The sequence below is a fragment of the Nocardia sp. NPDC050408 genome, from assembly GCF_044458905.1.
Taxonomy (GTDB): domain Bacteria; phylum Actinomycetota; class Actinomycetes; order Mycobacteriales; family Mycobacteriaceae; genus Nocardia.
Window position 1 is genome coordinate 96,378 of record NZ_JBITIL010000020.1, and the last position, 19,019, is coordinate 115,396.

18 protein-coding genes are annotated in these 19,019 nt (G+C 66.7%); 7 read left to right on the forward strand and 11 right to left on the reverse strand.

The features are described from left to right. Positions 1–127 precede the first annotated feature (127 nt). Positions 128–1,360: a sensor histidine kinase gene (locus ACIBJI_RS36000; protein ID WP_397087774.1), complete on the reverse strand. Its 1,233-nt coding sequence runs from the start codon at positions 1,358–1,360 to the stop codon at positions 128–130. 168 nt (positions 1,361–1,528) lie between these two features. On the opposite strand from ACIBJI_RS36000, the gene ACIBJI_RS36005 reads away from it, so the two are divergent. The 4 genes from ACIBJI_RS36005 (at position 1,529) to ACIBJI_RS36020 (ending at position 6,081) form a co-directional block, all read left to right on the forward strand. Beyond that, positions 1,529–2,269, forward strand: a complete 741-nt coding sequence (locus ACIBJI_RS36005; RefSeq protein ID WP_364357839.1) for a hypothetical protein — start codon at positions 1,529–1,531, stop codon at positions 2,267–2,269. Beyond that, positions 2,266–3,738, forward strand: coding sequence for an alpha/beta-hydrolase family protein (locus tag ACIBJI_RS36010; RefSeq protein ID WP_364357836.1), 1,473 nt, complete (start codon positions 2,266–2,268; stop codon positions 3,736–3,738). Before ACIBJI_RS36005 ends, ACIBJI_RS36010 begins: the two co-directional genes overlap by 4 nt. Before the next feature lie 60 nt (positions 3,739–3,798). Further along, positions 3,799–4,245 carry an SRPBCC domain-containing protein gene (locus ACIBJI_RS36015; protein WP_364357833.1) on the forward strand — a complete coding sequence of 149 codons (447 nt, stop codon included), beginning with the start codon at positions 3,799–3,801 and terminating at the stop codon, positions 4,243–4,245. Between the two features lie 594 nt (positions 4,246–4,839). Further along, complete coding sequence (locus ACIBJI_RS36020; protein ID WP_364357830.1) at positions 4,840–6,081, forward strand: SGNH/GDSL hydrolase family protein; 1,242 nt, start codon at positions 4,840–4,842, stop codon at positions 6,079–6,081. A 67-nt stretch (positions 6,082–6,148) separates the two neighbouring features. Here ACIBJI_RS36020 and ACIBJI_RS36025 read toward each other — a convergent pair whose 3' ends face one another. After that, on the reverse strand, positions 6,149–6,736 hold the full coding sequence (locus ACIBJI_RS36025) for a TetR/AcrR family transcriptional regulator (RefSeq protein WP_364357827.1): 588 nt from the start codon (positions 6,734–6,736) through the stop codon (positions 6,149–6,151). Positions 6,737–6,844: 108 nt separating this feature from the next. On the opposite strand from ACIBJI_RS36025, the gene ACIBJI_RS36030 reads away from it, so the two are divergent. Continuing rightward, the gene (locus ACIBJI_RS36030; protein WP_397087777.1) at positions 6,845–7,690 is read left to right on the forward strand and encodes an SDR family NAD(P)-dependent oxidoreductase; all 846 of its coding nucleotides are present in this window, start codon (positions 6,845–6,847) and stop codon (positions 7,688–7,690) included. Between the two features lie 64 nt (positions 7,691–7,754). On the opposite strand, the gene gatA is transcribed toward ACIBJI_RS36030, so the two are convergent. Together gatA and gatC are read right to left on the reverse strand one after the other, a co-directional pair. Further along, the gene (gatA, locus tag ACIBJI_RS36035) at positions 7,755–9,281 is read right to left on the reverse strand and encodes an Asp-tRNA(Asn)/Glu-tRNA(Gln) amidotransferase subunit GatA (protein ID WP_364357821.1); all 1,527 of its coding nucleotides are present in this window, start codon (positions 9,279–9,281) and stop codon (positions 7,755–7,757) included. Beyond that, positions 9,278–9,577, reverse strand: a complete 300-nt coding sequence (gene gatC / locus ACIBJI_RS36040) for an Asp-tRNA(Asn)/Glu-tRNA(Gln) amidotransferase subunit GatC (RefSeq protein WP_364357818.1) — start codon at positions 9,575–9,577, stop codon at positions 9,278–9,280. The genes gatA and gatC overlap by 4 nt, the downstream gene beginning before the upstream one ends. A 261-nt stretch (positions 9,578–9,838) precedes the next feature. Between gatC and ACIBJI_RS36045 the strand changes: the two genes are divergently transcribed. Next, entirely contained in the window at positions 9,839–10,489 is a 651-nt protein-coding gene (locus ACIBJI_RS36045) for an amino acid-binding protein (RefSeq protein ID WP_364357815.1), read from the forward strand. Between the two features lie 67 nt (positions 10,490–10,556). Here the strand turns inward: ACIBJI_RS36045 and ACIBJI_RS36050 are convergent, their stop codons facing one another. The 3 genes from ACIBJI_RS36050 to ACIBJI_RS36060 form a co-directional block, all read right to left on the reverse strand. Further along, positions 10,557–11,066, reverse strand: coding sequence for a GNAT family N-acetyltransferase (locus ACIBJI_RS36050; RefSeq protein ID WP_364357812.1), 510 nt, complete (start codon positions 11,064–11,066; stop codon positions 10,557–10,559). Positions 11,067–11,229: 163 nt separating this feature from the next. Beyond that, complete coding sequence (locus tag ACIBJI_RS36055; RefSeq protein WP_364357809.1) at positions 11,230–11,574, reverse strand: hypothetical protein; 345 nt, start codon at positions 11,572–11,574, stop codon at positions 11,230–11,232. Between the two features lie 295 nt (positions 11,575–11,869). Further along, positions 11,870–13,114, reverse strand: a complete 1,245-nt coding sequence (locus ACIBJI_RS36060; protein WP_397087779.1) for an ATP/GTP-binding protein — start codon at positions 13,112–13,114, stop codon at positions 11,870–11,872. Between the two features lie 175 nt (positions 13,115–13,289). On the opposite strand from ACIBJI_RS36060, the gene ACIBJI_RS36065 reads away from it, so the two are divergent. Continuing rightward, the gene (locus ACIBJI_RS36065; protein ID WP_040693724.1) at positions 13,290–13,655 is read left to right on the forward strand and encodes a hypothetical protein; all 366 of its coding nucleotides are present in this window, start codon (positions 13,290–13,292) and stop codon (positions 13,653–13,655) included. Here the strand turns inward: ACIBJI_RS36065 and ACIBJI_RS36070 are convergent. The 4 genes from ACIBJI_RS36070 to ACIBJI_RS36085 all read right to left on the reverse strand — a co-directional run bounded on the left by ACIBJI_RS36070 (position 13,642) and on the right by ACIBJI_RS36085 (position 18,894). Then, positions 13,642–14,733, reverse strand: coding sequence for an S-adenosylmethionine:tRNA ribosyltransferase-isomerase (locus ACIBJI_RS36070; protein ID WP_396956281.1), 1,092 nt, complete (start codon positions 14,731–14,733; stop codon positions 13,642–13,644). The genes ACIBJI_RS36065 and ACIBJI_RS36070 overlap by 14 nt on opposite strands. Continuing rightward, positions 14,730–15,428 carry an SDR family oxidoreductase gene (locus ACIBJI_RS36075; protein WP_364357800.1) on the reverse strand — a complete coding sequence of 233 codons (699 nt, stop codon included), beginning with the start codon at positions 15,426–15,428 and terminating at the stop codon, positions 14,730–14,732. The genes ACIBJI_RS36070 and ACIBJI_RS36075 overlap by 4 nt, the downstream gene beginning before the upstream one ends. An 84-nt stretch (positions 15,429–15,512) precedes the next feature. Beyond that, positions 15,513–17,627 carry an NAD-dependent DNA ligase LigA gene (gene ligA, locus ACIBJI_RS36080; RefSeq protein WP_397087781.1) on the reverse strand — a complete coding sequence of 705 codons (2,115 nt, stop codon included), beginning with the start codon at positions 17,625–17,627 and terminating at the stop codon, positions 15,513–15,515. Positions 17,628–17,841: 214 nt separating this feature from the next. Beyond that, a complete protein-coding gene (locus ACIBJI_RS36085) occupies positions 17,842–18,894 on the reverse strand; it encodes a methionine synthase (RefSeq protein ID WP_397087792.1) in 1,053 nt (350 codons plus the stop codon). Positions 18,895–19,019: the final 125 nt, after the last annotated feature.

A 19,019-nucleotide genomic window follows, 5' to 3' on the forward strand; every position in this document is an offset into this window, starting at 1 on the left:
TCCTGCCTCGAGTGCGTAACCAGTTCTGGGCGTATCCCATGTGCCAACGAAATCAGTTGCCCGGTAGACAAATAGTCACAATACAGACAGTCGCGGGGATCTCTGTATTCCCTCGTAGCGCTGTCGGTCAGACGTCGTTGGCAGCGCCGATCGGCGCGGCTGCCGCCGTACCGAGTCCCGGTTCCGCGGTCGAAGCGATCGGCAGTCGGGCCACTACCTGGAAACCGCCGTCCGCACGCGGGCCCGCCGACACCTCACCGCCGACCGCGAGCGCACGCGCCCGCATACCCGCGATGCCGTGTCCGCCGTTGCCGACCGGGCGGGCGACGGTGGCGCTCAGCGCATTGCCGACGCTCAATTGCAGCGCGTCGCCGCCGATCACGATCGATACTCGCACCGGCGCGCCCGGGGCGTGCCGGGAGGCGTTGGACAGCGACTCCTGGACGATCCGGTACAGCGCGAGCCCGACCGAATCCGGGACCAGATCCAGCAATCCATCGACGGTCCAGTCGATGCGCACACCGGCCCGGCGGGCGCCCTCGAACAGGCCGAGCACATCCGCGGCCTTCGGTTGCGGCGCGTGTTCGGGCAGTTGCCCGTCGCTGCGCAGTACGCCGAGCATGCCCCGGATCTCGTTCAACGCCTCGCGCGCGGTCGCACCGATGGATTCGAATTCCGCGCGGGCGGCGGGAGTCACGCCCTCGACCCGATACGGCGCGGTCTGCGCCTGCACCACGACGAGAGACATGTGGTGGGCGACGACATCGTGCAGGTCGCGGGCTATGCGGGCCTTCTCCTCCAGGATGGCGCGCCGGGCCCGCTCCAGTTCGTTCTCCTGCTCCTGGGCCAGCAACTGTTGACGCGACTGCACCAGCCAGCGCACCAGCATCGCGAACAGCACGACCGCGGCGAAGGCGATCGGCCAGGCCCAAGCCGCGCCGGAAATATCACCGTCGCTGGTCATCGTGGTGGCCAGCAGCAGTGAGGTCGCCCCCCAGGCGACCGCCACGATCGGGACCGGGGCGCGCAGGGCCACCGCGAACAGCAGCGCGAACAGGCACAGAATGTGCACGACCTGGATCGGGATCTCATTGTCGGGCTGATTCGGGATGGCCAGGGTGATGAGCAGCGCCGAGCCCGCCGATATCGCCCAGCCCAGCGCCGGGTTGAGCCGGATCAGCAGGATCGGGAACGCGGCGAGCGCGGCGATGAACGGCTGCACCGCGACCGGTACGTCATGGGTGAGGTGCAATGTCGGCCATGCGACGGCGTAGAAGATCACCGCGAGCAGCACGGTGAACGCGTCGAACCACATCCGCGCGTTCATCCCCTTGATCCAGCTACGACGTTTTTCCCTCATGGCTACGACAGTAGGAAGTCGAGCGGTCGGGGTCCTCATACCCACGGGTGAATTCCGCTCCAGTACCGCAGTGGGAGGAGTCGCCCGCGCTCCCCCGCCGGCACGGGCCCGGAAACCGCACCGCGGCGTGAGGTGGCGTAGCGGGGTGGATTTCTAGCGTCGAGCACCATGAGCACACCGACCATCGCTGCCGGCGCCCGAACCCAACCCAACCCACGGCGCTCTGCCGCATTGACCGCGGCCGCGCTGACCACCGTGGCGGCCACCATGATGCTGGCGCCCTCGGCGCATGCCGCCACCGTCGAGCGGCCGGTGGAGAATGCCTCGGCCGGTGCGGCGGTGGTGGAGCTGACCTCGGGCGGGCCGGGGTCCGTCGATGCGATTCCCGCCGATTTCGTGGAGCGGTTCGGTTATCGACCCGCTGTTGTCGATGGGCTGGTGGTGAATCCGGCTGGAGGGTGCTCGTCGCCGGTGACGTTGCCCAGCGAGTTCGAAACCGCTTGTAAAGCACATGATTTGGGGTATGACCTGCTGCGCTATGCGGACGCGCAGGATCAGCCGCTGGGCGGGTGGGCCAGGCAGGCGCTGGATGCGACGCTGGCTGTGCATATGCACGAGGCGTGCGCGGCACGGGAGGACGGGTTTTCGCGGGCTCGGTGCGATGCGATGGCGAGTATCGCGAACACGTTCGTGGATCTGAATTCGCGGCGGCAGGACTATGGGGCACCGGTTGTCGAATCCGTTTTCCGGACAGGGGATTCCGGGGTGATCGTCGGTGGCGGTCTGGTCGGGCTCGGGGCGGGCGGGTTCCTGCCGTCCGTCAGGCGGCGGATCGCGGATGCGCGGGATCGTCGTCGTACTTCGGCACGAGTTTCGAATCGTATAAGCGTTCTGGGGGTTCAGGCATGAGCACGTTGACCACGACCAAACCGGTGTCGGCCCCGAATGATTCCGGCACGAACGCATCACCCGGCATCGGCGAGACAGATGGCGCGGGTTGGTCGCCTGGCCAGGAACACCACTGGAAGACACTTACCGCCAAAGGGTTTCATTGCGCCGTGCGGCCGCGGATCGGCACGACGCTCGGAGTCGGTCTCGGCACTTCGATGTCGCTGGCACCCAGTCTGCTTCCGCGCACACCGAGTGCCCAGGCCATGTTGACCGGGATGCTCGTCGTTGTCGCACTGACCGTTGCGGGAGTTATTCGATTTACCTTGCGGCGCTCGAATATCAACGGGCGGCTGGACCGGTTCCGTGCCCCACTGCTCGGTTCGACCATGGTCGCGGTCGTCGGCATGGTCGCGCACGCAACCCATTGGCAGAACCGGTTGCGCAGCGCGATGGATACGGCGCTGATCGGTCCGGATTACTGGCTGCGGTGGGGACTCATATCCGTAGCTATCGTCGGTGTATTCGTCGGAATCGCGCGAGCGGCTGGGTGGTTCGTCCGGAAGTCCGGTTGGGCGCGCAGCATCGCGGTGGGCGTAGCGGCGGCGTCTGTGCTCTATCTCGTCGGGGTACCGGCAGCTGTCGACTGGCGACACGGTGCCTATGCCGCCGCCAATGCGACGATCGATCCCGCACTGGTGCAGCCAGTTTCGTACGCCCGGTCCGGAAGCGCCGAATCCGCGATCAGCTGGGGGTCACTGGGCGCGGAAGGGCGCAAGTTCGTTACCGGGTCACCCCCCGGACCGATCCGGGTGTATGTCGGACTCGACTCCGCACCCGATCTCGATTCCCGTGTGGCCCTTGCGGTTCGAGAGCTGGAACGGTCCGGCGGATTCGAACGGTCGAATATCGTGCTCGCGGTGCCGACCGGATCCGGGTGGATCGATGCGAATGCGGTTCGCGGGTTCTACGAACGCTTCGACGATGATGTCGCCCTCGTCGGGATGCAGTACTCCTACGCCCCCAGTTGGGTGACCTTCGCCTTCGGGCGCGACGATGCGGTCGCCTATGCGCGAGCGCTGTTCAATGCCGTGGAGCACCACATCGGCACGCTCGACCACAAGCCCAAGCTCTACGTCTACGGGCAGAGCCTCGGCGCGCTCGGCGGCAGCTCGATATTCGCCAACGACGCAGACCAGGACCGCCGGACCTGCGCGACGCTCTGGGCGGGTCCGCCCGCCGGTCAGGTGCACCGGGCGGGTGCGACCGTATTGGCAAACAGCTCGGATCCGGTGGTGCACTGGTCGCCGTCGCTGCTGTGGCGCGCACCCGAGCTCCGCGGTGTGCGGGTGGACGCCCCTGTGCCACAATGGCTTCCGGTGATCAGCTTTCTGCAGACCAGCGCCGATCTGCTGGCCGCACTGAACGCGCCGCCGGGCCACGGCCACCGCTACGGCACCGATCAAGGCACCGCCCTGGGCACATGCTGACCCGCGACTTTGCTGCCGAGAGGCTTGATCAGCTATAGAACTTGTTCTAATTTGCTAACCATGCCCTTTGTCATCGATGCCGCCGTCGAGATCGACGCCCCCGCCGAATTGGTGTGGCAAGTGATCACCGACCTCCCTCGCTACGGCGAGTGGAACCCCTTCTGCATCGAATGCCGCAGCACCCTCGTCTCCGGCGAACCGATCGATATGCTGGTCGTGCTCTCCGGCTCCAAACCGCGCCGCCAGCGCGAATGGATGGTCTCGCACACCCCGGGCACCGAACTCAGCTACTCGATGAAGCCGGCCCCACTCGGCGCCCTGCACAGCCTGCGCTCGCACCGAGTCACCCCCCTCGGCCCCGACCGCACCCGCTACGAATCCCACTTCGAACTCGGCGGCTGGCTGCACCCCGTCGTAGTGGCCGCCCTCGGCAAAAACCTGCAGCGCGGTTTCGCAGGCATGACCGAAGGCATCCAAAAGCAAGCCGAATCCCTGCGCGCCCACTAACCGCCCCTCCGAGGTACAGAACCGCCAAATCCCCGCAGGGTTATCGCACGCCTCACGCGCACGTCACATAGCGACATGCCGCCCGACGCGCCGCGTCCCGGATACGAACTTGTGCGAAAGCTCGGGCGTCAAGTAAGCCTCGGCGCGCGGCTCGATACCGAGTACCCATGCGATGTCGTGCGACAGTGCGGGAGCAAGTGCGTCGAGCTTCGCCAGGACCACACTCGCGCGAACGCAGGAGCGCGTGGGCCGCTGAGCCGGGCCGAGGGATCCGAGCCGCCGGATGGTCTGGCAGCACGTAAACGAACTGTGGCCTGAGCGTGCGGGGCCGTTCGGCGGGTCACAGCCGACCGTGCGACGCGCTCAAGCTACGCTCATGCGAACGTGTGCGCGGGTGGGGATCGACGATCACCATTGCGGCGTCGAGGTTGATGCAGGCGCATCCCCAGACGAGATGTGCGCAGGGTTTCGGATGTCGATCGGGCGTGGTGTGGTGTGGGTCTCTTCGGGGTAAGGGGGAAATGTGGATTCGGGCCGGGTGGTTGTGCGGACGGTCCGGTGAAACGGATCAGACGGCAAAGGAATGGATCTCGCGTGCGTACAGTTCGTGCCCTGGTAACGATGCTGCTGTTGTCATTGCCCGCCGCCGTCGTCACCGCTAGCGCGACTCCACCGGAAGAATGCGTTTGGACTACAGTCTGGGCGACCTCGGCGCATCGGCCGAGCAAGGCCTTCGTGGCCAATTGGGCCGAAACCGGATTCGCGAATCAGACTGTGCGCCAGGTGGTTCGGGTCAGTGACGGCGGTCCGGCCACTCGGGTCCGACTGACCAATCGCTACGGCACGACACCGCTCGCGGTCGCGGGCGCGACCATTGCCCGCAGCGCCGCCGATGGCGCGATCCGTCCGGAGACGCTGCAGAACCTGACGGTCGGCCTCGCACCGTCGTTCCGCATCGAACCGGGAGCTGATCTCGCGACCGATCCGGTCGCGCTGCCGCTGGCGCCGCTGGAGTCGGTGACCATCACCCTGTACCTGGCCGAACCGACCGGCCCGGCCACCCAGCACGCCCAGTCCTTCGCCACCACATACCGGGCCGCTGGCGACCACCGCGCCGACGCGACCGCCGCCGCGTTCACCGAGACCAGCCAATCCTGGTACTACCTGGCCGGAGTCGAGGTCGCGGATGTCGCGGCGCCGCGCTCGGCCGTGGTGGCCTTCGGTGATTCGATCACCGAAGGCGTCGGCTCGACCGGTAATGCCGACAACCGCTACCCGGACGAACTCGCCGAACGCCTGGCCGCGGCAGGCACACCGCGCGCCGTGCTGAACGAGGGCATCGGCGGCAACCGCGTCACCGTCGACTCGAGCTGGCTCGGTGACAGCGCCCGGACCCGGTTTCGTCACGATGTGCTCGACCAGCCCGGCGTAGGCACCGTGATCATCCTGGAGGGCACCAATGACATCGGTCTCAGCTCGGGCTTGGCCGCACTCGACACCGTCGTCGATGTCTCCTCCGAACAGCTCATCACCACCTACCGCGACCTGATCCGCCAGGCCCGCGCCGCCGGACTCCGCGTTCTCGGCGCGACCATCCTCCCCTTCGGTGATTCGCCCTACTTCAACGATGCCGCCGAAACCAAACGCCTCGCGGTCAACGAATGGATTCGCACCGCAGGCGAATACGACGCCATCGTCGACCTCGACGCCGCCCTCGCCGACCCCACCAACCCCCACCGCCTGGCCCCCTTCTACGACAGCGGCGACCATCTCCATCCCAATGACGCCGGGTACCGCACCATGGCCGCAGCCATCAACCCCGCCGACATCCGCTGACCCAGCCCACATTGCCCTCCACCGATTGAGGGCAGTATCTGGTCTTCTTCGTGCTCGCGGCCCCAGGTCAGGGCGCGAGGTGGGCTAGCGCGGCTTCCAGGGTGGCGTCGGCATAGGAATCGGTCAGGCCGGGGAGGCCAAGGGACCACCGGGATTGGATCGGGCCGAGGAGCAGATCGATGGCGAAGTCCGAGTCGATATCGGAGCGCAGCTGCCCGGCTCGGACGGCGGCAGACAGCCGTTCGGCGATGGCGGCACGCTGTGGGAGCAGGAGTCGCTCGCGGTAGGCGTCAGCGAGTTCCCGATCCTGTTGGATCTCGATGTACATCGCGCGCAGGAAGGCCTCGAAGCTCGGATCGGTGAGTTCGGTGATCGCACCCCGGAGCAGTTCGCGCAGGTCCGCGCGGATATCGCCGGTATCGGGAAGGACGAGACCGTCCGGACCCGAATAGAGTTCGAGCATCGCGTCGAAGACGACGGCGCCCTTCGATGGCCACCAACGATAGATCGTCTGTTTGCCGACCCCGGCGCGGGATGCGATGGCCTCGACGCTCAACTTCGCATAGGGCAACTCACGGATCAATTCGGTGGCGGCGCCGAGAATCGCGGCTCGGGCACGTTCGCTGCGCCTGGCTGCGCTGGGAGTTTCGGCCATGACCAGACTGTACCAACAACGAGACGGAACGTCTCGTCTTGACAAAGTGGAATTCGCTTGGCATGGTCGTAAAACGAGACGGAGCGTCTCGCGAGGAAAGGATCGGCAATGACCAGAACCTGGTTCATCACCGGCGCGAACCGCGGGCTCGGGCGGGCGTTCACGCTCGCCACCCTCGCCGGTGGCGACCGCGTTGTCGCGACCGCCCGCGATCCACGATCGATGGCTGATATCGACGACGACCGATTGACGGTACTGCCCTTGGATGTTCGCGACCGCGACCGCGCGATCGCCACAGTGAACGAGGCATTCGCGATCGCGGGCAGTATCGACGTGATCGTGAACAACGCCGGATACGGTTTGGTCGGTGCGGTCGAGGAACTGACCGAAGCCGAGATCCGCGCCCAGATTGATACCAATTTCTATGGGGCGCTGTGGGTTTCGCAGGCAGCAGTGCCGCATCTGCGCAACCAGGGCTCGGGGCATATCGTGCAGATCTCGACCGTCGGCGCGGTCGGCAGCCTGCCGCTGTTCAGCATGTACAACGCGAGCAAATGGGCGCTGGAGGGTTTCGGGGCCGCACTGGCGGATGAGTTGCGGCCCTTCGGAATTCACGTCACGTTGGCACAGCTCGGCGGTTTCGATACCGACTGGGCGAAATCGAGCATGCGGTTCGCGACGGCGCTCCCGGCGTACGACGAGCTGCGCAACGGCATCCTGGGCATGCCGAACTACCCGGACCCGACTGCCCCACCGCCGCAGACAGAAACCGACACCGAGTGGGTGGAGGCGACCCCGGAAGTCGCTGCGGCGGAACTGATCGCGCTGGTGAACATGCCGAACCCACCGGTGCGCAAGGTAATTGGCCCCGGCGCACACCAAATGGTCACGATGGCATTGGATCAACGCCGCAAGGACTACCTCAGCGATCCGGAGTTCGTCTGGCCCGCATAGGGATGTCCGGAGCGCCCATTCCCGTCGGGATCGAGACAGGAATGGGCACTCAGGCCAACACTTCTCAGGCGATCGGCCCGCGCGCGGCCTCATACGCCGCACCGACGCGGTACAGCCGATCATCGGCAAGCGCGGGCGCCATGATCTGCAGACCCACCGGCATCCCGTCGTCCTTGCTCAATCCAGACGGCACCGACATCGCCGGATGCCCCGCCAGGTTCGTGGGCAGGGTGCACAGGTCGGAGAGGTACATCGCCAGCGGATCGTCGACCTTCTCACCCAGCTTCCACGGGGTGAACGGGCTGGTCGGCGAGACCAGCACGTCCACCTGCTCGTAAGCCTTGTCGAAGTCACGGGCGATCAGCGTGCGCACCTTCAGCGCCTGACCGTAGTAGGCGTCGTAGTACCCAGCCGACAGCGCGTAGGTGCCGATCATGATGCGGCGCTTGACTTCCGGGCCGAATCCGGCGGCCCGGGTCGCGGCCATGACCTGCTCGGCGCTGTGGTTGCCGTCGTCGTCGACGCGCAGTCCGTAGCGCATAGCGTCGAAGCGCGCCAGGTTCGAGGACACCTCGCTCGGCAGGATCAGGTAGTAGGAGGCGAGCGCGTATTCGAAGTGCGGACAAGACACTTCGACGACCTCGGCGCCCAAATCCTTCAGCACACCGACCGCCGCGTCGAAGGATGCGATGACGCCCGGGTGATAGCTGTCGGAGTGCAGTTCCTTCACCACCCCGACCTTCACGCCGCGCAGATCGCCCGTCGCACCTTCCCGCGCGGCGGCGACCACCGGTGGCACCGGCACATTGCGGGAAGTGGAGTCGCGCGGGTCGTATCCGGCGATCACCTCGTGCAGCAGCGCGGTATCGAGCACGGTGCGACCGCACGGCCCGCCCTGATCCAGCGATGAGGCGCACGCGACCAGACCGAAGCGGGACACGGTGCCGTAGGTCGGCTTGGTGCCGACCGTCGCGGTCACCGCGGCGGGCTGCCGAATAGAGCCGCCGGTGTCGGTGCCGATCGCCAGCGGCGCCTGATGCGAAGCCAGCGCGGCCGCCGAGCCACCGCCCGAGCCGCCCGGAATCCTGGTGGTATCCCACGGATTCCGGGTCGGACCGAAGGCCGAGTTCTCGGTGGAGGAGCCCATCGCGAACTCGTCCATATTGGTCTTGCCGAGGATCGGGATGCCCGCGGCGCGCAGCCGGCTGGTCAGCGTCGCGTCGTACGGTGCGACCCAGCCCTCGAGAATCTTCGAGGCACATGTGGTCGGCATGTCGGTCGTCGTGAAAACGTCCTTGAGCGCCAACGGAACTCCGGCCAGCGGCGAGGCGGGCGCATCGCCCGCGGCGAGCGCGGCATCCACCGCGGCGGCCGCGCTGAGCGCCTCGTTCCCGGCCACGTGCAGGAATGCGTGATACTCGCCGTCGACGGCGGCGATCCGATCCAGATGGGCCTGGGTGACCTCTACCGAGCTCACTTCGCGGCCGTGGATCTTCGCCGCCAACTCGGCGGCCGACAGTGCGGTCAGCTCGCGCCCACCCGTCGCCCGACCGTCACCCCCCACGGAATCGCTACCCGATGCTGAACTCATTCGCCCTCTCCCAGAATCTGCGGAACCAGGAACCGCTGGTCCTCGACCGCGGGGGCGCCCGAGAGCGCCTGGTCCGGGGTGAGGCACGGGATGACCTGATCCGGACGCGTCACGTTGGTCGCCGGATTCGGCGACGCGGTCGCTGGGACATCGGCGGCGGCGACCTCGGAGATGGTCCGCACGTGACTCAGGATCGAATCCAACTGACCGGCGAACTGATCCAGTTCGGATTCGGACAGGGCGAGCCTGGACAGCCGGGCGAGGTGTGCGACCTCGTCGCGGGAGATGGCGGGCACCGCGGACCCCTTTCGGCATGATTGAGCTTGGTGAACGGCCACCGAACAGCCTAGCGACTCCCCACTCCACAATTTTCACAGGAGCCGCGCATGCAACGACACACCCCTCCGGCTAGCGTGACACGCCGCTTCCGCGCGAATTCGCGCTGTGGCATCCGTCACTGGACGCACTTCGAGTCGATAACCGGGACTTGTGGGTGTAAGTATTGCGTGACCCGGGTATTCGTTTCAGAGCCTCGGCCGCCAAGGAAAGGAACGCGCGTGTCTTACCTGCTCCGCGTGCAACTTCCGGATCGACCGGGAAGCCTCGGTGCGCTCGCGCTCGCGCTGGGCTCTGTCGGCGCCGACATCCTCTCCCTCGACGTGGTCGAACGTGGTGCGGGATACGCGGTCGACGATCTCGTGGTCGAGGTGCCGCAGGGTGCGCTACCGGACACCTTGATCACCGCCGCCGAATCGATCGGCGATGTGCATGTGGACTCCATCCGCCCGTATTCCGGTGTGCTGGATACTCATCGCGAACTCGAGCTGATCGATCAGGTCGCCAGTGCCCGCGACGATCGGCTGCAGGTGCTCGTCGACGGAGTGCCGCGAGTGCTGCGCGTCGGTTGGAGCACCATCATCGATATGGGGCCGCAGGGGGCCTATCGCCTGGTCGGGAGCCAGAGTGCGCCGCAAACGCAGGCGGGGTCGGCGCCGTGGATGCCGTTGGAGAAGCCCGCCGTCCTGGATCCCGAGGCCGACTGGGTGCCGCAGATCTGGCGCGATATGGACACCAAGCTGGCCGCCGCGCCGCTCGGGAATACCGGCAAGGTGCTGCTGCTCGGACGTCCCGGCGGGCCCGACTTCCGCCCGTCCGAAGTGGCACGGCTCGGTTATCTCGCGGGGATCGTCGCGACCGCATTGGGGTGAGGACGCCCGAATTTCTGACCGCCGCGCCGGTCGCCGCTGTACCATATCGGTCGACGCCGTCGGATATTCAGGCTGGGATGTCCAGCCGTAGCACCGACAGCCACTCGCCCGCGTCGGTCTTCCAATCCCGTTCCGGCGCAGGGACGAAACCGAATCGGTCATAGATCCGCCGCGCGTCGACCATGGCGGGCATCGTGGTAAGTACCACGGCGGCAAAGGATTCCGCACGTGCGATCTCGATGACGGTGCGCACCAACGCCGTTGCGGCACCGAGCCCGCGCGCTGATTTCGAGACGGCCAGCATCCGGAACTCCAACTCGCCCGGTCGGGCGATCTCGGCATACGGCGTCCCCGGCCGAGCCACCGCCAGCGAACCGACCACCCGATCGTCGTGCACCGCGACCAGCACCTGCGCCGCACCCGCGCGATGGGTGATATCGGCGAGTTCGGTGACATACGGGCTGCCAGGACGCACATACCCCTCGCCGACATATACCTCGACCGTCAGGTCACCTACGGCGTCGTATTCGTCCGGGTGAGCGTCGCGAATGACGACCTGGGAGTCCTGCGCATCCATATCCGCATCCTCCCACCGCCCGAGCGCCCACTCCCAAACAACCCGGTCGGTCGACCGAACTGGCCGCGCCGGCCGCCGACTCGATGCAGGACCGCCGCGGAAACACGGTCCCGATCGACGAGACATCTCTGCCCTTGCTACCGTGCGACGGCCTGGCGGCCGGTCAGGAACCGAGCCCCGGACGCGCGCCCGGATGCGAGATCTGCCAGCGTTCCGGTTTGCCCGACGGGTAGACGACCGGGATGAGATCTCCGGGGGCAGGCCAGTTGTCCACATCCCACACCAGTCGGCCGTACACCACGGTGCCGGGAACCGACGGGCCGGTGAGATTGCCGGTAATGGTCACGTACTGCTCACCGGTCGCGTCGGGCCGCGGGCTCACCCCGGTGACATACAACGTCCCCGACTCCGGATTCGACAGCCGCACACCGTTGCGCCCACGCAGATAGAGCATGACCATCGCCACCAGCGCGCCGACCATGATCACCAACATCCCGAACTGCACCATGGCACCCATGCTATTGCTCCAGGAACGCATACCGCGGCGCTGCTGGGCACGGCAGCAACCGATGCCGGCGCAAATACGCTCACCAGCATCCCGAGCCGGACCATGCCGCCCGCGCGCGGTCCGGGCCACCACTGCGACACCACTAGGCGCGGCCACAACCGAGCCCGGCGCAGGTGCTCGCCAGCATCCGAGTTGCACCACGCCTCCCGCGCTCGGTCGGGACACGCAAACCGCAGCACTGGCAGCGCGACAGGCCAACTGCGACCGATGGCTCATGTGGCTCCAAGGCCGCGGACTACAGCGACGCGAGCTCGCTGGTGCCGTGGTCGGTGCGGCGGATCTGCCAGACGGCGGTGCGGGTGCGCTGGGAGCGACCGTTCGCCCGATCGATCAGCGAGCGATTGTTCGTGGTGAAGATCAATTGTGCGCCAAGGGAATTGGTCTCCGGATTCTGGAACAGCTGGATCAGTCGGTCGGTCTCCTCTACCGGCAGGTGTGCGCCGATATCGTCGATCGCGAGCACCCGGCCGGAGTCCAATGCGTCGAGCATGGTCGGCAGCAACCGCAGCATCGAGAGGGTGGCGTCGGATTCCTCGGTGATATCGAAGGCGGAGTCGATGCCAGTGTGCACCAGTCCGAGGCCGACACCGCGCCGCCCGACCATCCGGGTGTAGAGGGCATCGCGGGCCGCCTTCAGATTGCTCAGCTCGCGCTCGAGCATGACCTCGGTGATGCCGTTCTCCCGCAGCAACTGATCAGCATGCGCGGGCGAGGTCGCACACAGCTCCACTTGTTTAGCTGTCCCCGCGATATCAGCGTCGAGTTCACGCAGATAATCTGTGTACATCGGGTCCGGCTCGGCGATCAGCAGATCGGTAATGCCGAGTTCGGCGGTGCGCAGCAGCATGAGCAGCCGCACCGCATGGTCCGGGGCGGCAGACAGATGGCTGCCGAGCCGATGCGCGACCGCCGTCGCATCCGTCGCACCGTGCTGCACCTCGAGCATCGCGGAGAACCACCGATACGCGGGCACCAGCGCCTCGGCATACATCTGCCCGGCGAGACTGAGCAGCAACGCATTCGGCCGCACCAGCGGTAACAATGCGGCGATGCCATAACGCGCGGCCTCGAACATCGGACCGATCTTGATCTGTTCGCCGTTGCGCTCGAATACAATTCGCTTGCGCGAGCGCGGATGCGTGTAGAGCCACTCGGCCGTCACGTCCGCGTTGTCCAGCCGGAAACCATAGGTGTACGGCACGCCCTCCGCGACGAAGCTCGCCACGAATTCCGAAGGACGATCCGGGAATCCGCGATGCGGCGCGCGCACCGGTCCCGCGTAGGGATCCCAGCCGGTCACCGAATTCAGCACCGCATCGCGCATCTGCCCCAGCGCATCGATCAGGCTGGTCTTACCGGCGGCACTCGCACCGTGCACCGCCGTCACCGGCACCGCGACCGGTCCGCTCCCCCGGCTCAAACGCAAGTCCTGCCGTTCGGCCAGCGATCTGTGATTGGTCACCTGAAAACTGCGCAGCATCCCGCCATCCTGTCGGTTCGCCCGCCGGGCCGCGACACCGCACCCTGGTCACGGGTCGGGATAGGGACTGCCGGTGGGGCTTCCGGCGGACAAATGCGCACGTCACGCGTTATCATGCAGGCGCCGCGGCTACCCGCTGGCATCTGCCGGAAATGTATTGATGAGGGATTGAACGATGGAACTGACGATTAGTCGTCTAGTGGCCCGCAGCTCCGTCGCGGCCGCGCTGGCACTCGGCCCGCTGGTCGTGCTCGGACCGCCGCAAGCCGCCGCCGAGGCACCCTGTCCGGACGGTACCGCCCGGATCTTCTTCCACGACGAGACCAACACCTGCCAGAGTGGCGGCACCTACAGCTTCGACGGCTCGCCCGCGCTCGTGAAGGTGTGCTCGGTCGGCAAGGTCCAGGTCATTGTCGACACCACCATCCAGAAGAGCCGGACCAAGACCAGGAACGCCCATCTCGATCTCAGCAACGGTAAGTGCGGCCGGATCGAGGTCGGTGGCCAGCTCGACTCCACCGTGAGCATCAGCCCCTCCTAGCGCCGGGGCCGAACAGCAACGCACTGTCACCGAACTCGTGCCAGAGATATCCGGTATCGAGTGCGGTGGCATACGCCTCCTGGACGGTGGCCTCGCCTGCGACCGCGACGAGTAGCTCCAAGTGCGATGCGCCTGGTGCGTGCCAGCCGGTAATGATGCCGTCGACTACCCGGGCGGGGCGCCGTGGACCGAGCACCAATTCGGTCCATCCCCGGGCCGGATGCACGATTCCGTCGCGATCGGTGGTGGTCTCCAACGCCCGCGTCACCGTGGTGCCGACCGCGATGATGCGGCCGCCCGCCGCCTTGGTGTCGTTCACCAGACGTGCTGTCGCCGCCGTTACCGCGAACCGCTCCGGGCTCGGAGGTTCGCCCACCTCGGGTGAGGAGACACCGGCGTGCAGGGTGATCGGCGCGATCGCGACGCCCGAGGTAACCAGATCGAGCACCAGCCTTTGCGTGAACGGGCGTGCCGCACTGGGCATTTCGGCGCTGCCGGGAATTCGACCGAAGACGGTCGTGTAGTACGACGGCGACCAACGTTGTGGCACATAGGAATAGGTGATCGGATAGCCGTGGGTCGCCAGCAGCCAGGTGGGATCGGCGCTGAGTTCGGCGATCCAGAGTCGACGCGCACCCGGCAGCCAGGGTTCACGCAGGGTGGCGGTGGCACCTTCCGGCAGCCGAATCTCATTGCCCTTGCTCAGGTCACGCGGATACGGTGTGCGTTCACGGGTGCGCACCTCCAGCACCCATAGTCCATCGCAACCGCCGAAGGTATCCGGTGGACCGCCGGCCCCATCGACGGGCGCATTGAGCCAGGTGGACAGATGCAGCGTGACGGGCATGTTGTCGAGGGTGCCGTCGACCGCCGCGGCCAGGGTCGCCGAATTGTTCACCACCACAAGGTCACCCGCGTTCAGATGCGCTGGCAGTTCACGGAATGTGTTGTGGGTGAGACGATCCGCCGCCACCAGCATCCGGACCTCGTCGCGCGCCAGCCCCCGTGCCTCCGGCGGAGCGGCGGCGTTGCGCTCGGGCGGCAGGACATCGGCCCATTCATTCAACGCCGTTGTCATCTGCCGACCCCCGCGGCGAAATCGGCGGCGGTATAGCGGCCGTTCTTGGGTCGCTGCTCGACCAAACGCAGCAGCGCCGGCACGACGGTCTCGGGCTCGGGGCGATCGGAGATATCGTCGCCGGGAAATGCCGCCTGATGCATTTCGGTGCGCATATCGCCGGGATCGAAGGCGTAGATCGACTGCTTCGGATGTTCGGCGGCCAGGATGGCGGTGAGTTGATCCAGGGCCGCCTTCGAGGAACCGTAGCCGCCCCAATCCGGATACGGCTCGACGCCCGCATCGGAACTGATATTCACCACGACACCATCCGGATCGAGCAGCGGCAGCGCGAACTGCAGAACCGCCAGCGGCGCAATGACATTGGTCCGATACACCAGCTCGAGCTGATCGAGCGGATAGTTCGCCAGGCGCGGCATCGGACTGGGCCCCAGCCTGCTCGCATTGTTCACGAGCAGCTCGAGATGTCCGAACTCGCCCGCGACCGCGGCCAGTTCGGCGCGATGCGCCGGATCGGTGATATCGCCCGGCACCGCGAGAAATGCTTCGCCGAGTTCGGAGCCCACCCGGGCCAGCCGGTCGGCGCGGCGGGCGGTGCCGATCACCCGCCACCCGCGGTCGATGAGCGAACGGGCGAGAGCCAGTCCGAGTCCCGCCGAAGCACCGGTGACCAGAGCGGTAGAGCGGTGAGTCATATCGAATCTCCTGATAGTTACCTACCAGTCGATCCTCATACCTGAAGCCAGGTTCAGGTCAAGGCGTATTCGACGACGGCATATCTACTCCTCGGCTTCGGCATCCTCCGCGGCCGTCTCCGGCGTCACCGCCGTCGGACCCTGCTCGAGCAGCTTGCGGAATCCGTCCTCGTCGAGGATCGGTACACCGAGTTCCTCCGCCTTGGCGGCCTTGGAGCCCGGCGAATCACCGATCACCACGAAGGCCGTCTTCTTCGAGACCGAACCCGCGGCCTTACCGCCACGCACCAGGATCGCCTCCTTGGCGCCGTCGCGGGAAAACCCTTCCAGCGACCCGGTTACCACGATCGATAGACCCTCGAGTGTGCGCTCGATGGACTCGTCGCGTTCATCGGCCATCCGCACACCCGCGGCGCGCCACTTGTCGACGATCGCGCGATGCCAATCGACGGTGAACCATTCGGCGACCGCGGCGGCAATGGTCGGCCCGACGCCGTCGGCGGCGGCCAGTTCCTCCACCGCGGCGTCCTGGATCCGATCGATACTGGCGAATTCTCTGGCCAACACCCGCGCCGCGGTAGGCCCGACGTGCCGGATGGACAACCCGACCAGCACCCGCCACAGCGCCCGATTCTTGGCTGTCTGCAAGTTCTCCAGCAATCGCTTGCCGTTGGCGGACAGGCCGCCGTTCTTATTGGCGAACAGCGTGGTGGTGAGCAGCCGCGCCTCGTCGAGGTCGAACAGATCGCCTTCGTCGGTGATCGCCTTCGACTTCAGCAGATCATTGGCGGCCTCGTAACCGAGCGATTCGATATCGAACGCGCCGCGCCCGGCCACATGGAACACCCGCTCCCGCAGCTGCGCCGGGCAGAACTGCTGGTTGGGACAGCGGATATCGGCATCGCCCTCCTTCTGCGGCGCCAGCTCGGTGCCGCATTCCGGACAGTGCGTCGGCATGACGAATTCGCGTTCGTCGCCGGAGCGTGCGTCGACCACCGGGCCGAGCACCTCGGGAATCACGTCACCGGCTTTGCGGATGGTGACGGTGTCGCCGATGAGCACGCCCTTGCGCTTGACCTCGGAGGCATTGTGCAGGGTGGCCATGGCGACCGTGGAGCCCGCTATGGACACCGGCTCCATTACCGCGAACGGGGTGACCCGGCCGGTGCGTCCGACATTCACCTCGATATTCAGCAGCTTGGTCGTGGCTTCTTCGGGCGGGTACTTGTAGGCGATGGCCCAGCGTGGGGCACGTGAGGTCGAGCCGAGCCTGCGCTGCAGCGCCATCTCGTCGACCTTGATCACCTGGCCATCGATTTCGTGCTCGATATCGTGACGGTGTTCGCCCCAATAATTGACGCGCTCGATCACCGCATCGATGCCCTGCACCAATTTGGTGTGCTCGGAGACCGGCAGACCCCATGCGGCAAGCGCGCGATAGGCCTCGTGCTGTGAGGTCGGGGTGTAGCCCTCCATACGTCCGAATCCGTGGCAGATCATCCGCAGCCGACGCCGCGCGGTGACCGCCGGATCCTTCTGGCGCAGCGAACCCGCCGCGGTATTGCGCGGATTCGCATACGGCGGCTTGCCCTCGGCCACGATCGCCGCGTTGAGAGTCTCGAAATCCTCCAGCCGGAAGTAGACCTCGCCGCGCACCTCGAGCAGCTCCGGGACCGGGAACTCCGCGGTCGCGGTCAGCTCGGTCGGAATGTCGTCGATGGTGCGCGCGTTGAGCGTGACGTCCTCACCGGTGCGCCCGTCGCCCCGGGTCGCGCCGCGAACCAGCCGCCCCTTCTCGTAGACCAGGTTCAACGCGACACCGTCGATCTTCACCTCACACAAATAGTGCAGATTCGACCCGGTTTCGGCCTCGACCCGACTCGCCCAGGTGCGCAGCTCGTCGAAGTCGAAGACATTGTCCAGTGACAGCATTCGCTCGAGGTGATCCACGGCGGTGAAATCCGTCGCGAATCCGCCGCCGACCAGCTGCGTCGGCGAATCGGGCGTGCGCAGATCCGGATGCGCGTCCTCGAGCGCCTGCAATTGCCGCAGCAGCTCGTCGAACTCACCGTCGGAGATGATGGGCGCGTCCCGCACGTAATACCGGAACTGATGCTCCCGAACCTCGTCCGCAAGCCGCTGCCACTCCACCCGCTGCTCCGCCGTCGCCGGGTCCGCCGCAATGTCGCTGTCACTCACCCATCGCACATTAGTCGAGCCCACCGACAAGTCACCGCCACATTCCCGCACGTCGCGGCGGACTATCCGGGCAGCGGATCCCGTCCGAGATGACGTTGCCCGTCGATAGCGCCCGTCCGCCCCGCCGCGACTCCGCAGTCGATCATCTCCGTTTCGTACGCGTGCAACGCGGTGATCGGATCGCTGTCCGCGGCGGCGTCGGTGTAGCGGAACGTCAGGAAAAGTCGAGGGATTCCGGGTCTTCGGCGTAGGCGCGGGCCACTTCGGTGGACAGGCGCAGGGCTTGGCGGGCCCATTCGAGTGGGGCGCCTCCCAGGCCGCAGGCGGGGGCAACCAGGATCTGGGTGGCCAGCACAGTGCGGCGAAGGCCGAGGCGGTCGATCAGGCGGACGCCGGGTTCTGCGATATCGCGCCAGGTCGGGGGGTTGGCCGGCGACGTGGTCGGGATCAGGCCGAGGGCCAATTGCTTTCCCGCGTCCAGTGTTTCGCCGATATCGTCGAGTGCGCGGGGGGTGATGGTGGCCATATCGAATCCGACAGCGGTGGCCGCGCTGTGGCGGAGGAAGGATAGGGCGGGCGCGTCGGCGCAGGTGTGCACCAGGACGGGGGCCGACTGCGCCGCAATGACCGCGTCCAGTACCGCGAGTGCCTCCGGTTCGGGCACCGCACGCACCGTGTCGAGGAGGCTCACGCCGCGCAGCGAGCCGTTCAGCACCTCGGTCAAGGACGGTTCATCCAGTTGCAGAACGACTTCCGCGCCGAGGCGTTTGCGCACCTCGGCCGCGTGTTGGGCAAGGCCTTCGGCGAGGGATTCCGAGATATCGCGCACCGCACCGAAATCGGTGAGCACACGGTGTCCGACGGCAAGTTCGAGTTGGGCCGCGAGGGTCAGCGGGCCGATGGCCTGCAGCTTGACCGTGCCCGCCGAACCCGCTGTCGCCCAAGCCTCTTCGAGCGCGTCCAGATCGGACCTGAGCAGATCGTGCGCACGCCGCGAGACCGCACCCGGCCGGGCTGCCAGCCGATAACCCCGGGTGGTGGTGTCGAATCGCATATCCACAAGGAGTGCCGAGACACGGCCGATCATGTCCGAACCCACACCGCGTCCCGGCAATTCGACCAGATGCGGCAGATCCGGCAACTCACCGATGATGGTGCCCGCGGCCTCCCGCGGATCTGTCCCCGGCCAGGAACCGACGGCGGTCGCGATCCCGCCCGGAATCCGCACGGGTTCCTTCGCCGGGATTTCGCCCGATTCCTTGGCGATTTCGCTCACGACTGCGCCTCGCTGGCGCTCGGCTCCGTCGTGCGCGACTGCGCGCTGTGTCGATGGCTCACTCGCTGACGCTCACTCACGACTGCGCCTCGCTGGCACTCGGCTCCGTCGTGCGC

Coding starts and splice junctions, on each gene's coding strand:
- ACIBJI_RS36000 (WP_397087774.1), bottom strand. CDS start 1,360: ATGAGGGAAAAACGTCGTAGCTGGATCAAGGGGATGAACGCGCGGATG.
- ACIBJI_RS36005 (WP_364357839.1), top strand. CDS start 1,529: ATGAGCACACCGACCATCGCTGCCGGCGCCCGAACCCAACCCAACCCA.
- ACIBJI_RS36010 (WP_364357836.1), top strand. CDS start 2,266: ATGAGCACGTTGACCACGACCAAACCGGTGTCGGCCCCGAATGATTCC.
- ACIBJI_RS36015 (WP_364357833.1), top strand. CDS start 3,799: ATGCCCTTTGTCATCGATGCCGCCGTCGAGATCGACGCCCCCGCCGAA.
- ACIBJI_RS36025 (WP_364357827.1), bottom strand. CDS start 6,736: ATGGCCGAAACTCCCAGCGCAGCCAGGCGCAGCGAACGTGCCCGAGCC.
- ACIBJI_RS36030 (WP_397087777.1), top strand. CDS start 6,845: ATGACCAGAACCTGGTTCATCACCGGCGCGAACCGCGGGCTCGGGCGG.
- gatA (WP_364357821.1), bottom strand. CDS start 9,281: ATGAGTTCAGCATCGGGTAGCGATTCCGTGGGGGGTGACGGTCGGGCG.
- ACIBJI_RS36050 (WP_364357812.1), bottom strand. CDS start 11,066: ATGGATGCGCAGGACTCCCAGGTCGTCATTCGCGACGCTCACCCGGAC.
- ACIBJI_RS36055 (WP_364357809.1), bottom strand. CDS start 11,574: ATGGTGCAGTTCGGGATGTTGGTGATCATGGTCGGCGCGCTGGTGGCG.
- ACIBJI_RS36060 (WP_397087779.1), bottom strand. CDS start 13,114: ATGCTGCGCAGTTTTCAGGTGACCAATCACAGATCGCTGGCCGAACGG.
- ACIBJI_RS36065 (WP_040693724.1), top strand. CDS start 13,290: ATGGAACTGACGATTAGTCGTCTAGTGGCCCGCAGCTCCGTCGCGGCC.
- ACIBJI_RS36070 (WP_396956281.1), bottom strand. CDS start 14,733: ATGACAACGGCGTTGAATGAATGGGCCGATGTCCTGCCGCCCGAGCGC.
- ACIBJI_RS36075 (WP_364357800.1), bottom strand. CDS start 15,428: ATGACTCACCGCTCTACCGCTCTGGTCACCGGTGCTTCGGCGGGACTC.